Here is a 12,088-nt window from a genome sequence, read left to right as displayed (position 1 = left end):
CCCCACGGAGCGCAGCGTGGTGGCGGGGTGGAAGGTGCCGGCCCCCACCTCCATGTCATAGGGCTGCAGGATGACGCAGCCCTGCCGGCCCCAATATTCATGGAGCGTCAGGATCAGGTCCTGGAAGGAGCGGGTGGGGTGCAGCGTCATCGGCGGGGACCTGGCCGGGCGGCCCGGCGCAGGGGGCTCAGTCCTCGGCCGGGTAGTAGACTCCGGTCCGCGGGTCCTGGCGGAGGCGGCGGAGGGCCGGCTGGCGGCGGCGGCCGTCATTGACCCGGGCTTTCACGGCCTGCATCTCACGGCGCATCATCAACAGCATCGCAAACAGCACCAAAAACGCTACCGCCGCAACCACAAAACCCTTCAGAACAACCATCGGATCCTCCAATGACCCCCGTTGACCGTCACTATAGGCAGAAACCGGCGCGCAATGCACGCGATTCCCGCAAGCCAGTGTTAAGCTGCGGATAAGATAGGAAGTTCAGGCGCCCACCGCAAGCTCAGGCAAGCCGGAAGGGGGCGGCTTCACGGAGAATTGCCTGGGCCTGGGGGGTGAAATCGTTTCTGTCACCGTGCAGGACCAGTCCGGGCAGCAGCCGGAGGGGGGCTTTTGCGTTTTTGACCGCTTGGACAATAATGCGTGAGGCCGGGGAACCGGCGCGCGGGAACAATGGCGAAATGCTGATGGCGCCGAAGCGATGATCCAGCGCGGAGAGCAAATTCGCAAGCGATTCCGCGCGGTTGACAATGGTGATGGTGCCGCCGGGGCGGAGCGCGGCATGCAGGACATTGACCCACAGCGGCAGGTCATTCTGGCCGAAGGCATGGGCTTTGGCCTTGCTGGGCGTGGGCGACGGGGTGGACCTGCCTTCGTCATGGAAGGGCGGGTTGGCCATGGCGTGGTCGAAAACCGCCGGGCCGGCGGGCAATTGCCGGAGGTCGCCGCGGATGACCGTCAGCCTGTCCAACATATTGTTCCGCCTGGCGTTTTCTTCGAACAGTGCGGCGGCCTGCGGGTCGATTTCAAGGCCGGTGAGGCGCACGCCCGGGCAGCGGCACATGAGGCAAAGCGCCGCCACCCCTGCCCCGGCGCCGGCCTCGATCACCGTCTCGCCGCCCTGGGCGGGCACGCTGGCGGCCAGGAAGACCGAGTCGATCCCGGCCCTAAAGCCCTTAAGCGGCTGGAGAATTTTCAGCCGTCCGGCAAGGAAGCCGTCATCGCTGCAGGGACGCTCTTGCATGGTCTCAGCTTGGCGCGGGAGCGGCGCGGCGGCAAGAGGGCGCATGCCCGCAAGCAGCGGTTGGCCTGATGGGTGAGCTGTGCTTTAACGCACAGAGAACATTGAAGGAAAACTCCATGGGCGTGGTGATTCCGCTGGACGGATCGGGCAACAAGAAACGGGCCAGCATCGAAGCCTTGCTGAACCTCACCGCCGCCGACATGGACCGCGTCAACGAGGCCATCCTTTCGCATGCCAGGAGCCATGTCGAACTGATCCCGGAGATTGCGAATCATCTCATCAATTCAGGGGGTAAGCGCATTCGCCCAATGCTCACCCTGGCGGCCGCGCGGATGTGCGGCTATGAGGCCGAGCACCATCTGAAGCTCGCGACCGCGGTCGAATTCATGCACACCGCCACCCTGCTCCATGACGATGTTGTGGACGAGAGCGACCTGCGCCGCGGCAAGCAGGCGGCGCGGGTCATCTGGGGCAACCAGGCGAGCGTGCTGGTCGGCGACTATCTCCTTGGCCAGGCTTTCAAAATGATGGTCGAGACGGGGTCGCTCGAGGCGCTGCGCATTCTCTCCAACGCCGCCTGCGTGATCGCCGAGGGCGAGGTGCTGCAACTCTCCGTGTCGCAGGACACCTCCACCACCGAAGACGCCTATATGCAGGTTATCGTTGCGAAAACCGCCGCGCTGTTCGCCGCCGCCGCGGAGGTGGGCGCGGTGGTCGCCAACCGTCCGCACAGCGAGCAGGCGGCCCTCGAGTCATATGGCCGCAACCTGGGCATTGCCTTCCAACTTATTGATGATGCTCTGGATTATTCCGGCTCCACCGAGAAGCTGGGCAAAGGCGTCGGCGATGATTTCCGCGAACGCAAGATCACCCTGCCGGTGGTGCTGTCCTACCGGCGCGGCGCGCCGGAGGAACGCAGCTTCTGGAAGCGCACGCTGGAAGACGGTGACCAGACGCCCGACGATTTCCAATATGCCCGCAAGCTGATGGAACGCCACGGCGCGCTTTCCGATACCGTGGAGCGGGCCAATCATTATGGCGACATCGCGCGCGATGCGCTGGCGATTTTTCCCCAATCAGATCTGAAGGATGCGCTGCTGGAAGCGGTGGAATTCTGCGTCGCCCGGGCCTATTGAGGCTCAGCCCAGAACAGTCCGGGCGGCCCACCAGCTGGGATCGAGATCGGGAGCAGGGTCAGCCCCTTCGTATAGCGCCACGCAGGTTGCGCCGGAGCCGGACATGAACGCCCGGATGATGCCGCGCGTTGCGGCAAGCCGTTGCAGAACCTCACCAATCACGGGCGCCAGCGCGATGGCGGGAGCCGCCAGATCATTGCGCCAGGCTGCAGGATCATTCGCATTGCCGATCGCGTCGCGGAATGCCTGACCTCTTTCCAGAGCGAGGCCCCGGAAGACCTCTGGTGTCGGGACCGCGACCAGCGGATTGACGAGGATCGCCTGGAGCGGCCGAAAACCGGCAAGCGGCGTCAACCGCTCACCGACACCGCGCATGCGGCACGGCTTGCCGAAGAGGCACACCGGAACATCCGCTCCGATGGCGAGCCCGGCAGCGGCAACATCGGGCTCCGCCGCGTCGATGCCGGCAAAGCGAAGAAAGCCTTTCAGCGCCGCCGCGGCATTGGCGGATCCACCGCCGATGCCGGAGGCGACCGGCAGGTTCTTCCGCAGCCGCACGGATACCGGCGGCAGCGGCTTGCCGCGCTTTGCCGCGATTTCAGATGCGGCCGACCACGCTTTGGCGATGATGTTGTCATGTTCGGAAGGCAGGGCCGATGCAAAAGGCCCCGCCGCCTCGATGGCGAAACGCTCAGCCGGAGCGAATGTCAGCACATCGCCGACATCGGCAAAGGCAACGATCGAATCGAGATCATGATAGCCGTCGGCGCGGCGGCCCAGAACATGCAGAGCCAAATTGATCTTGGCTGGAGCGAAGAGCGAAAACGGCTGCACGCGTCAGCCGTTGGTTTTTTCCGTGCCGTTCTGCGCGGGCGTCACGGCGGGCTCGTCGGGAAGGCCGTTGATGATCTTGTCCTCGATCCGCTTGAGGTCTTCGGGTTCGGGATCATTGTCGCGCGCATGCTGCCACTGGAACTTGGCTTCGAGCTTGCGGCCCACCCGCCAGTAAGCGTCACCCAGATGCTCGGCGATGATCGGATCGGCCGGAAGCAACTCCACCGCCCGCTCAATATGGATGACCGCCTGCTCGTAATCGGCGAGCTGGTAATAGGCCCATCCAAGGCTGTCGATGATGTAGCCATCGTTCGGCTTGAGCGCCACCGCCTTCTTCACCATTTCCATGGCTTCGGTCAGATTGATCTTTTTCTCGATCATCGAATAGCCAAGGTAGTTGAGAACGCTCGACTCGTTGGGCGAAAGCTCAAGCGATCTGCGGAACCGCTTCTCCGCAATATCCCACTCCTTGAGCCGCTCATGCGCGATGCCATCGAAGTAAAACACCCGCCAGTGGCCAGGCACCGGCGTGGCAATCAGCGCGATGGCGTCGTCATAGACCTTCGCGGCATTCGCGAAATCCTCATTGGCACGGTATAGGTTGCCGAGCGTAACGATGGCGTCATAGTTCCTGGGCTCGCGCGCGATCAGGTCTTTCAGCCTGGCGATGGCCTCATCCTTCCGCTCAAGCCGCTGCAGGCTGACAGCGATTTCCAAATCCGCATTCGAGCGCAACGGCGAACCGGCCGGAACCTTGTCATAGGCAGCGATCGCCTTATCGTAACGCTTCATGTCCTCGTAGATGTCGCCGAGCAAGGTGTCGAACACCGGCTGGTCGCCGCTGAGCGAAAGGCCCAGCCTCGCATAGAGCAAAGCCACGTCGATGCTTTCGTCATCGGTCATCGCGCTGGCGAGAGAGAACAGCGCTTCCGCGGCCCCCGCCGGCGGCGAGCCAATGAAGGGCTTCGGAACAACCTTGCTGGCAATGTTTTCGAAAGCCTCAAGCACGAGAGGATTTTCATCATTTTCCAGGAAGGCGCTGTAAACCTTCTTCGCCTCGTCGGCGCGCCCGTTGCGCTCAAGGAAATTGCCGTAGGCCTGCACGATGCGCAACGACATGCCAGCCTCCTCATAGGCCTTGCGGTAAGCGGCCTCGGCACGCATGGAGTTGCCCAGATAATCGGCGATCAGCGCGGTATGGAAGGTTTTGAAATTGGCAAAGCTCTCATTCGAGTCCAGCCGGTCAAGCGTCTTCAGAGCCTGGCTGAGATCGCCCTCGCCCGCATATGACCATGCGATCAGCAGCCATGACGTAAGCTCACCGACCGGCGTATAGGCCGCCTGCTGAAAATGCTTCCGGGCATCGTCGTAGTGGCGGCTGCGGAAATCCTTGAGGCCAAGCACGATGCGGGCCATGCGCTGCTGGCTGTTGAATTGGACGATTTCTCCCGCAAGTGACTCGGCCGCCGCGATGTCCCCCTCCGAGAGATCAAGCAGAAAAACTTTCTCCGTCAGCACGGGGTTGCCGCGGTCAGCCTTCAGCGCATTGCCGAGATAGTCGGACGCCAGGTCATTGTCGCGAAGCTTGGCGGCCGTGCGCCCCGCGAGATAGGCGCCTGAAGATGACGCCTCCGTCTGTTCGTAGGCAAGGGCCATGGCATGGGGGAAAGATGCCAGAACCAGTCCGGCAATCATGGCGCGAAGGGAAATTCCGGTCATCACTGTCCATTTCAAGAGCGGCGGCGCAAAGCCGCCATTAACGCCAGACGGAATCGCCCGAAAATGCGGTGTTTTTGCGATGACCGCAAGAGCCCTGCGATGCGCCGCGGCAAACCTCACATATTGGGGTAATTGGGCCCCTCGCCACCTTGCGGCACCACCCAGTTGATGTTCTGCGACGGGTCCTTGATGTCACAGGTTTTGCAGTGAACGCAATTCTGGTGGTTGATCTGGAAGCGCGGCGGCTTGCCGTCCTCGCTCACCACCTCATAGACTCCCGCCGGGCAATAGCGCTGGGCGGGCTCCTCATAGACCGGAAGGTTCTCGCCGATCGGCACTTCCGGGTTCTTCAGCTGGAGATGAACCTTCTGGTCCTCCTCATGGTTGGTGCCGGAAAAGGCGATGTTGGTGAGCCGGTCAAAGGAAATGATGCCGTCCGGCTTGGGATATGCGATGGGCTTGCAGTCCGCGGCTGGTTTCAGCGTCGCATAATCGGGCTTGCCATGCTTCCAGGTGCCGAAGCCGAAACCGAAGATCTGGTTCATCCACATATCGAGGCCACCCAACGCCAGACCGCCGGCGAGACCAAGCTTCGACCACATGGGCTTCACGTTCTTGACGCGCTTCAGGTCCTGGTAGACCCAGGAGTTTTCATAGGCCTCGTCATAGGCGCTGAGCGCATCGCCGGACCGGCCGGTGGCAATCGCCGCCGCGGCGGCTTCCGCCGCCAGCATGCCGGTCTTCATGGCATTGTGCGAGCCTTTGATGCGCGGAACATTCACAAAGCCGGCCGAGCAGCCGATCAGGACACCGCCAGGAAAAGAGAGCTTCGGCACCGACTGGAAACCACCCTCGGTGATGGCCCGCGCGCCGTAGGAAATGCGGCGGCCGCCCGCCAGCACCGGCGCGATCAGCGGATGATGCTTGAAGCGCTGGAACTCCATATAGGGAAAGAGATAGGGGTTCTCGTAGTTGAGGTGCACCACGAGGCCGATGGACACCAGATTATCCTCGAGGTGATACATGAAGCTGCCGCCGCCCGTCTTGGCGCCGAGCGGCCAGCCCATGGTGTGGGTGACCTGGCCCTTCCGGTGGTTCTCGGGCCGCACCTCCCACAGCTCCTTCATGCCGAGGCCGAACTTTTGCGGTTCGCGGCCCTCCGCAAGTCCGTAGCGGGCGATGATCTGCTTGGCGAGCGACCCGCGCACGCCTTCGGCGATGAACACATACTTGCCGTGAAGCTCCATGCCCGGCTGGAAATCCGGCTTGGGATTTCCATCCTTGCCGATGCCCATGACGCCAGCCACCACGCCCTTCACCGACCCGTCATCGCGGTAGAGCACCTCGGAACAGGCAAAGCCCGGATAAATCTCAACGCCCATGCCCTCCGCCTGTTGCGCCAGCCAGCGGCAGACATTGCCCAGCGACACGGCATAATTGCCGTGATTGTCCATCAGGGGCGGCATCAGGGCATTGGGCAGGCGCAACGCGCCCTGCGGCCCGAGGACATAGAAACGATCTTCGGTGACGGCGGTGTTGAGCGGTGCACCCTTCTCTTTCCAGTCCGGGATCAGTTCGTTGAGGGCGACCGGGTCAATCACCGCGCCAGACAGGATGTGGGCTCCCACTTCCGAGCCTTTTTCCAACACGCAGACACCGAGATCGGGGTTGATCTGCTTGAGCCGGATCGCCGCGGACAGACCAGCGGGGCCTGCCCCGACGATCACCACGTCATATTCCATCGCCTCGCGCTGGACCTGATCCACGTCTATCTCTCCGTCTTTATTCCGCTGGACGACGCCTTTATAATGGCTCGCCTTAGGGGCACAAGCTGACAAATTCGACCATGGACCGGAAGCAGGACGACATCAGCCCAGAGGACGCCGCCAGGGCGCTCAACTGGCTGGCGGAGATGGGCGCCGACGAGATTATTCTCGATGCGCCGGTGAACCGCTTTGCCGCACCCAAGGCAAGCCCCCCGGACCCGCCGTTGGCAGCCCCGGCGACGATTGCCGCGGCACCGCCCATGGCGCCCGTTGCCAATGCGCCGGCGGCCGCCCAGTGTCAGAGCCTTGGGGAGATCGAGGCCGCCCTCGACCGCTTCGACGCCTGTCCGCTCAAGAAAACCGCCACAAGGCTGTGCTTTGCGGACGGAAATCCCGCGGCCCGCGTCATGCTGGTAGGTGAGGCGCCGGGCCGGGACGAGGACATTCAGGGCAAGCCCTTCGTGGGCCGCTCTGGCCAGCTTCTGGACCGCATGCTGGCGGCGATCGGCCTGTCGCGGCAGGCCGCGGACCGCGAGAGCGCGGTGTTCATCACCAATACCATCTTCTGGCGCCCACCCGGCAACCGAACGCCAACCGAGGCGGAAACCCAGATGTGCCTGCCCTTCCTGCTCCGCGCCATCGAGCTTCAGAAACCCGATTTTATCGTATGCCTTGGCGCGACTCCAGCGCACCGGCTGACCGGGCGGAACGACGGCATCCTGAAGCTGCGCGGCAAGTGGGTGACGGCGAATGTCAGTGGGCGGAACATTCCGCTGCTGCCGACGCTGCATCCCGCCTATCTGCTGCGCCAGCCGGCCCAGAAGCGCCTGGCCTGGCGCGACCTGCTGTCGCTACGCGAAATGCTTGATGCGCATTGACTGGCACACGCCGCGCTTCCGCAAGGTGACGTTGCGCCTGTTGCCTTCCACTTGTCCGGCCTGGCCGGATCGTGTTTCATGACGGGCATTCCAAGGATGTCGGCGCGGCCACATTCTGCTTTCGAGACGAGGTCCCCAGAGAATGAGTGAAACACGGCAGTTCATTCCGGTCCGGATCGCCATCCTGACCGTTTCCAATACCCGCACGCTTGAAACCGACGCGTCGGGCCAGACCCTGTGTGACCGTGTTGCCGCCGCCGGCCACCTGCTGTCCGCGCGCAAGATCGTGAAAGACGACGTGCGCGCCATCCGCCACGTGATCCGCGATTGGGCCGGGCGGACCGCCATCGACGCCATCATCACCACCGGTGGCACCGGCCTTACCGGACATGACGTGACCATCGAAGCCGTGCGGCCGCTGTTCGAGAAGGAGATCGAGGGTTTTGGCACGCTGTTTCACATGATTTCCTTTCCGAAGATCGGCACCTCCACCATTCAGTCGCGGGCTACCGCGGGGGTCATGAAGGGCAAATACATCTTCTGCCTGCCAGGCTCGCCCGGCGCCTGCCGCGATGGCTGGGACGCGATCCTGAAGCCGCAACTCGACTACACCCACAAGCCCTGCAATTTCGTCGAGATCATGCCGCGGCTGGATGAACATTTGCGGCGCAAGAAGAGCTGAGCCGGCTACTCCGCGGCGGCCCGCCGCGGCAGACCAAGGCCCGAGACGATCGCAAGCCCCGCCAGAATGACCAGCCCGCCCAGAAGCTGGGCCAGGGACAGTGTTTCGCCCAATACCAGCGCCGCCGTGATGATGCCCACCACCGGCATCAGCAGCATGAACGGCGCGGCCTCGTCCATGCGGCATTGCCGCAGCAGCGTGAACCAGCACATATAGGCGAGGTAGAAGCCCACAACGCCAACGAAAGCCAGCATCGACCATTGCAGCCAGGTGGCCGTCGCCAGCGATTGCCATTGGCCCTGTTCGAACAGCAGCGTGGCGAGCGCCAGTTGCGGCACGCTGCCGAAGGCGTTGCCCTTGAGCACCCCGACACCATCATCGCGGCTCAGCTTGCGGGCCAGGACCTGGCCGAACGCCCACACGAGGGCGGCGACGATGATCATGACCGTAGGCACAAGACCTGGCGCCTGCTCCGGCAGGCCGATCACGATGGCCACTCCGGCAATCGCGATCGCGGTGCCCAAGGCTTTGCGGACATCAAGCCGCTCACGCATGATCAGCCAGTCGAGCAGCACGCAAAACGGTATCTGGATCTGCAGGATCAGGGTTGCCGCCGTGGCCGGCATGTCCGGGCTGCGCAGGCCCCAGAACAGAAGGGCACCCTGAATAGTGACCGCGCAGGCGGAGATGACGATGATCGAGCCGAGCGGCGTCTTGAGCGGCGCGGGCCGGGTGAGGCCCAGCACAACCGCGATGCCGCCATAGACCATGAGCATCATGAACAGCGGCGGGAAATGCTCGACCGCCGGCTTCGCAATGGTGAAGCCGGTTCCAAAAAACAACGGCGGCATCAGGGCGAGCAGAATCTGGCGGCGGGTCATGTCGCGCGGGACCATGGCTGAGTTCTGACCGGGCCGCAATCCAGACCGACAATGTTCTTGATTTGTTCTTGCTCCTGCGATAGGCTTCGTCCATGCCGTCGCCGATGCCTAAAACACCACTCAATGAAAGGCTGACCGTGCTGCCCCAGCAGGCGCGCGGGCGGGGCGCGCCCGTCAATATGTCCGGCCGCTTCGAGGCGCTGAACCGCTATCTCTTTGACGACGGCTGGCAGGGGCTGGAAGACCTCCCAGCCTTCCGCACCGAGGTTTTCGAGGAAACGGCCAAGACCATCATCACCCGCAACGACTCGCCGGACCTGTCTTTCGACCGAACGGTCAACCCCTATCGCGGCTGCGAGCATGGCTGCGCCTATTGCTATGCCAGGCCCGCCCATTCCTACATGGGCCTGTCGCCAGGGCTCGATTTCGAATCGAAGCTGTTCGCCAAGGCCAATGCGGCGGAACTGTTGCGGGCGGAGCTTTCGGCGCCCGGCTATGAGCCGCGCACGGTCGTGCTGGGCGCCAACACCGATGCCTATCAGCCGATCGAGCGCCAGCGCGGCATCACCCGCCGGATCCTGGACGTTCTGGCTGAGTTCAACCATCCGGTGGGCATCGTCACCAAGTCGGCACTGGTGACCCGCGATATCGATATCCTGGCGCCCATGGCGGAGAAGGGGCTGGCCAAAGTGGCTGTCTCAGTCACCACGCTCGATCCAGGCCTGGCCCGCGCCATGGAGCCGCGCGCATCGTCACCGCCCAGGCGGATCGACGCCATCGCCCGGCTGGCGGCGGCGGGAATTCCGGTCACCGTCATGGCCGCCCCCATCATCCCGGCTGTCAATGACAGTGAGATCGAGGCCATCCTCAAGGCGGCGCAGGCGGCCGGGGCGCGCGAGGCCGGCTATGTCATGCTGCGCTTGCCACATGAGGTGAAGGAGGTCTTCAGGACCTGGCTCCAGAACACCATGCCGGACCGGGCCTCGCGGGTGATGTCGCTGGTGCGCGCGGCGTGCGGCGGCAAGGATTACGACGCCAGCTTTGGGCGGCGTCAGACCGGCACCGGCCCCTATGCCTGGACGATCGGGCGGCGCTTCGAACTGGCCTGCCAGCGGCTGGGTCTGAACCGCGCAAGATTGAAACTCTCGACCGAACACTTCCGCCGACCGCCGCAACCAGGCGAGCAGTTGACGCTGCTCTGATCCCGCGCCCATATCGGCGCATGGGCAAGCCTGATTTTGCTTTGGAAGAAGACGCCATGCGCCAGGGCGCAGGCCTGGTGTGCGGCATTGACGAGGCGGGCCGCGGGCCCTGGGCGGGGCCCGTGGTGGCCGCCGCCGTGGTGCTGGACCCTGGCGCCATTCCGGCAGGCCTCAACGATTCAAAGAAGCTCGCCGCGACGAAGCGCGAGGCGCTGTTCGACGCCATCATGGCATCGGCGCGGGTTGCCATCGGCATCGCCGAAGCGGACCGCATCGACCGCGACAACATCCTGGCCGCGACGCTCTGGGCGATGGCGGACGCGGCGCGGCAGATTGATGGCGTGAGCCTCGCCCTCGTCGACGGCAACCGCGCGCCCCGCCTTCCCATCGAAACCCGTACCGTTATCGGCGGTGACGGACGCAGCCTGTCGATCGCCGCGGCGTCGATCATCGCCAAGGTCACCCGAGACCGCATCATGCTGAGCCACGACAGCACCTATCCGCAATATGGTTTTGCCCGGCACAAAGGCTATGGCACCAGCCAGCACCGGCAGGCCCTGGAGCGCCATGGTCCCTCGCCGCTGCACCGGCGGAGCTTTGCCCCTGTCGCAGCGCTCCTCACCCGTTAACCATAGTTCCGAAAAGCGATTCACGCCCGACTCCGCAGGACTCATGATGGCAGATACGCCAGTGGGTTGCGTTTGCGTATAGGGGTATGGGGATGGGATATGAGACCCGGCCGGACATCCGGCCGTTGCACAACAGGATTCTGGTGGGCGATTGCCTCACCGAACTGAAGAAGATCCCCGCGGCCTCCGCCGATCTCGTCTTCGCGGACCCGCCCTATAATCTGCAGCTTTCCGGCAGCCTCACCAGGCCCGACCAGAGCAAGGTCGATGCGGTGGACGATCACTGGGACCAGTTCGAGAGCTTCGAGGCCTATGACCGCTTCACCAGGGGCTGGCTTGCCGAATGCCGCCGCGTGCTGAAGCCCAGCGGCGCGCTGTGGGTGATCGGGTCCTACCACAACATCTTCCGTGTCGGCGCCATCCTGCAGGACCTCGGGTTCTGGATCCTGAATGACGTTGTCTGGCGCAAGACCAACCCGATGCCCAACTTCCGCGGACGGCGCTTCACCAACGCCCATGAGACGCTGATCTGGGCGGCGCGCGATGCCAGCACCCGCTACACCTTCCATTATGAAGCGATGAAGGTGTTCAACGACGATCTGCAGATGCGCTCTGACTGGACGCTCTCGCTCTGCACCGGCGCGGAGCGGCTCAAGAACGCGGCTGGCGACAAGCTGCACCCGACACAAAAGCCCGAGGCGCTGTTGCACCGCGTAATCCTGTCCACCACCAATCCGGGCGACCTGATACTGGACCCGTTCTTCGGCACCGGCACCACCGGCGTGGCCGCGAAGCAGCTGGGCCGCGCCTTCATCGGCATCGAGCGCGAGGATGTCTACGCCGAGGCGGCCCGCGCCCGTATCGACGCCGCGCTGCCGCTGCCGACCGAAGCGCTGAAGGTTACGGCCGGCAAACGTGCTGAACCGCGCATTCCCTTCGGCTCGCTGATCGAGCGCGGCCTCGTCAAGGCCGGCGACACGCTGTTCGACCCCTCCCAGCGCATCGCGGCGCGGGTCAGGGCCGAGGGCTCCACCGCCTGCACGGTTGATTCCGGCTCCAACCACAAGAGCGGCGCCCATGTGCCGGGCGCCGAGGCCTGCAATGGCTGGACGTTCTGGCA

13 protein-coding genes are annotated in these 12,088 nt (G+C 64.0%); 6 read left to right on the top strand and 7 right to left on the bottom strand.

Annotated features, from left to right (window positions below):
* The 3 genes from ACKOED_RS07980 to ACKOED_RS07970 form a co-directional block, all read right to left on the bottom strand.
* A partial coding sequence (locus ACKOED_RS07980; protein WP_408916059.1) for a glycine--tRNA ligase subunit alpha occupies positions 1-144 on the bottom strand: 144 nt, incomplete at its 3' end.
* Positions 145-187: 43 nt separating this feature from the next.
* Positions 188-376, bottom strand: a complete 189-nt coding sequence (locus ACKOED_RS07975) for a hypothetical protein (RefSeq protein WP_408916057.1) — start codon at positions 374-376, stop codon at positions 188-190.
* A gap of 124 nt (positions 377-500) precedes the next feature.
* Positions 501-1,241: a tRNA1(Val) (adenine(37)-N6)-methyltransferase gene (locus ACKOED_RS07970; RefSeq protein ID WP_408916056.1), complete on the bottom strand. Its 741-nt coding sequence runs from the start codon at positions 1,239-1,241 to the stop codon at positions 501-503.
* A gap of 116 nt (positions 1,242-1,357) precedes the next feature.
* On the opposite strand from ACKOED_RS07970, the gene ACKOED_RS07965 reads away from it, so the two are divergent.
* Entirely contained in the window at positions 1,358-2,377 is a 1,020-nt protein-coding gene (locus ACKOED_RS07965) for a polyprenyl synthetase family protein (RefSeq protein WP_408916055.1), read from the top strand.
* 3 nt (positions 2,378-2,380) lie between these two features.
* Here ACKOED_RS07965 and ACKOED_RS07960 read toward each other — a convergent pair whose 3' ends face one another.
* From ACKOED_RS07960 to ACKOED_RS07950, 3 genes are all read right to left on the bottom strand, one after another.
* Positions 2,381-3,211 carry a 4-(cytidine 5'-diphospho)-2-C-methyl-D-erythritol kinase gene (locus tag ACKOED_RS07960; protein ID WP_408916054.1) on the bottom strand — a complete coding sequence of 277 codons (831 nt, stop codon included), beginning with the start codon at positions 3,209-3,211 and terminating at the stop codon, positions 2,381-2,383.
* 3 nt (positions 3,212-3,214) lie between these two features.
* Positions 3,215-4,930, bottom strand: coding sequence for a tetratricopeptide repeat protein (locus ACKOED_RS07955; RefSeq protein ID WP_408916053.1), 1,716 nt, complete (start codon positions 4,928-4,930; stop codon positions 3,215-3,217).
* Positions 4,931-5,046: 116 nt separating this feature from the next.
* Entirely contained in the window at positions 5,047-6,672 is a 1,626-nt protein-coding gene (locus ACKOED_RS07950) for an electron transfer flavoprotein-ubiquinone oxidoreductase (protein WP_408916058.1), read from the bottom strand.
* A 104-nt stretch (positions 6,673-6,776) separates the two neighbouring features.
* Between ACKOED_RS07950 and ACKOED_RS07945 the strand changes: the two genes are divergently transcribed.
* Both ACKOED_RS07945 and moaB read left to right on the top strand, forming a co-directional pair.
* Entirely contained in the window at positions 6,777-7,574 is a 798-nt protein-coding gene (locus ACKOED_RS07945) for a uracil-DNA glycosylase (RefSeq protein ID WP_408916052.1), read from the top strand.
* 142 nt (positions 7,575-7,716) lie between these two features.
* The gene (gene moaB / locus ACKOED_RS07940) at positions 7,717-8,256 is read left to right on the top strand and encodes a molybdenum cofactor biosynthesis protein B (protein ID WP_408916051.1); all 540 of its coding nucleotides are present in this window, start codon (positions 7,717-7,719) and stop codon (positions 8,254-8,256) included.
* 5 nt (positions 8,257-8,261) lie between these two features.
* Here the strand turns inward: moaB and ACKOED_RS07935 are convergent, their stop codons facing one another.
* Positions 8,262-9,152 (bottom strand): DMT family transporter, encoded by an 891-nt coding sequence (locus ACKOED_RS07935; RefSeq protein ID WP_408916050.1) that lies wholly within the window; start codon positions 9,150-9,152, stop codon positions 8,262-8,264.
* 77 nt (positions 9,153-9,229) lie between these two features.
* Between ACKOED_RS07935 and ACKOED_RS07930 the strand changes: the two genes are divergently transcribed.
* From ACKOED_RS07930 to ACKOED_RS07920, 3 genes are all read left to right on the top strand, one after another.
* On the top strand, positions 9,230-10,339 hold the full coding sequence (locus ACKOED_RS07930; protein WP_408916049.1) for a PA0069 family radical SAM protein: 1,110 nt from the start codon (positions 9,230-9,232) through the stop codon (positions 10,337-10,339).
* Between the two features lie 56 nt (positions 10,340-10,395).
* Positions 10,396-10,968, top strand: coding sequence for a ribonuclease HII (locus tag ACKOED_RS07925; RefSeq protein WP_408916048.1), 573 nt, complete (start codon positions 10,396-10,398; stop codon positions 10,966-10,968).
* A gap of 92 nt (positions 10,969-11,060) precedes the next feature.
* The coding region (locus ACKOED_RS07920) for a site-specific DNA-methyltransferase (protein WP_408916047.1) at positions 11,061-12,088 on the top strand (1,028 nt) is incomplete at its 3' end.

Origin of the sequence: Aestuariivirga sp., assembly GCF_046093005.1 — a bacterium.
In the GTDB taxonomy this organism is placed as follows: domain Bacteria; phylum Pseudomonadota; class Alphaproteobacteria; order Rhizobiales; family Aestuariivirgaceae; genus Aestuariivirga.
This window is presented reverse-complemented; position numbering and strand designations above follow the sequence as displayed.

What these genes read in the sequence shown, in the direction of transcription:
- ACKOED_RS07975 (WP_408916057.1), bottom strand. Translation starts at nt 376, where the DNA reads ATGGTTGTTCTGAAGGGTTTTGTGGTTGCGGCGGTAGCGTTTTTGGTG.
- ACKOED_RS07970 (WP_408916056.1), bottom strand. Translation starts at nt 1,241, where the DNA reads ATGCAAGAGCGTCCCTGCAGCGATGACGGCTTCCTTGCCGGACGGCTG.
- ACKOED_RS07965 (WP_408916055.1), top strand. Translation starts at nt 1,358, where the DNA reads ATGGGCGTGGTGATTCCGCTGGACGGATCGGGCAACAAGAAACGGGCC.
- ACKOED_RS07955 (WP_408916053.1), bottom strand. Translation starts at nt 4,930, where the DNA reads ATGACCGGAATTTCCCTTCGCGCCATGATTGCCGGACTGGTTCTGGCA.
- ACKOED_RS07950 (WP_408916058.1), bottom strand. Translation starts at nt 6,672, where the DNA reads ATGGAATATGACGTGGTGATCGTCGGGGCAGGCCCCGCTGGTCTGTCC.
- ACKOED_RS07945 (WP_408916052.1), top strand. Translation starts at nt 6,777, where the DNA reads ATGGACCGGAAGCAGGACGACATCAGCCCAGAGGACGCCGCCAGGGCG.
- moaB (WP_408916051.1), top strand. Translation starts at nt 7,717, where the DNA reads ATGAGTGAAACACGGCAGTTCATTCCGGTCCGGATCGCCATCCTGACC.
- ACKOED_RS07935 (WP_408916050.1), bottom strand. Translation starts at nt 9,152, where the DNA reads ATGGTCCCGCGCGACATGACCCGCCGCCAGATTCTGCTCGCCCTGATG.
- ACKOED_RS07930 (WP_408916049.1), top strand. Translation starts at nt 9,230, where the DNA reads ATGCCGTCGCCGATGCCTAAAACACCACTCAATGAAAGGCTGACCGTG.
- ACKOED_RS07925 (WP_408916048.1), top strand. Translation starts at nt 10,396, where the DNA reads ATGCGCCAGGGCGCAGGCCTGGTGTGCGGCATTGACGAGGCGGGCCGC.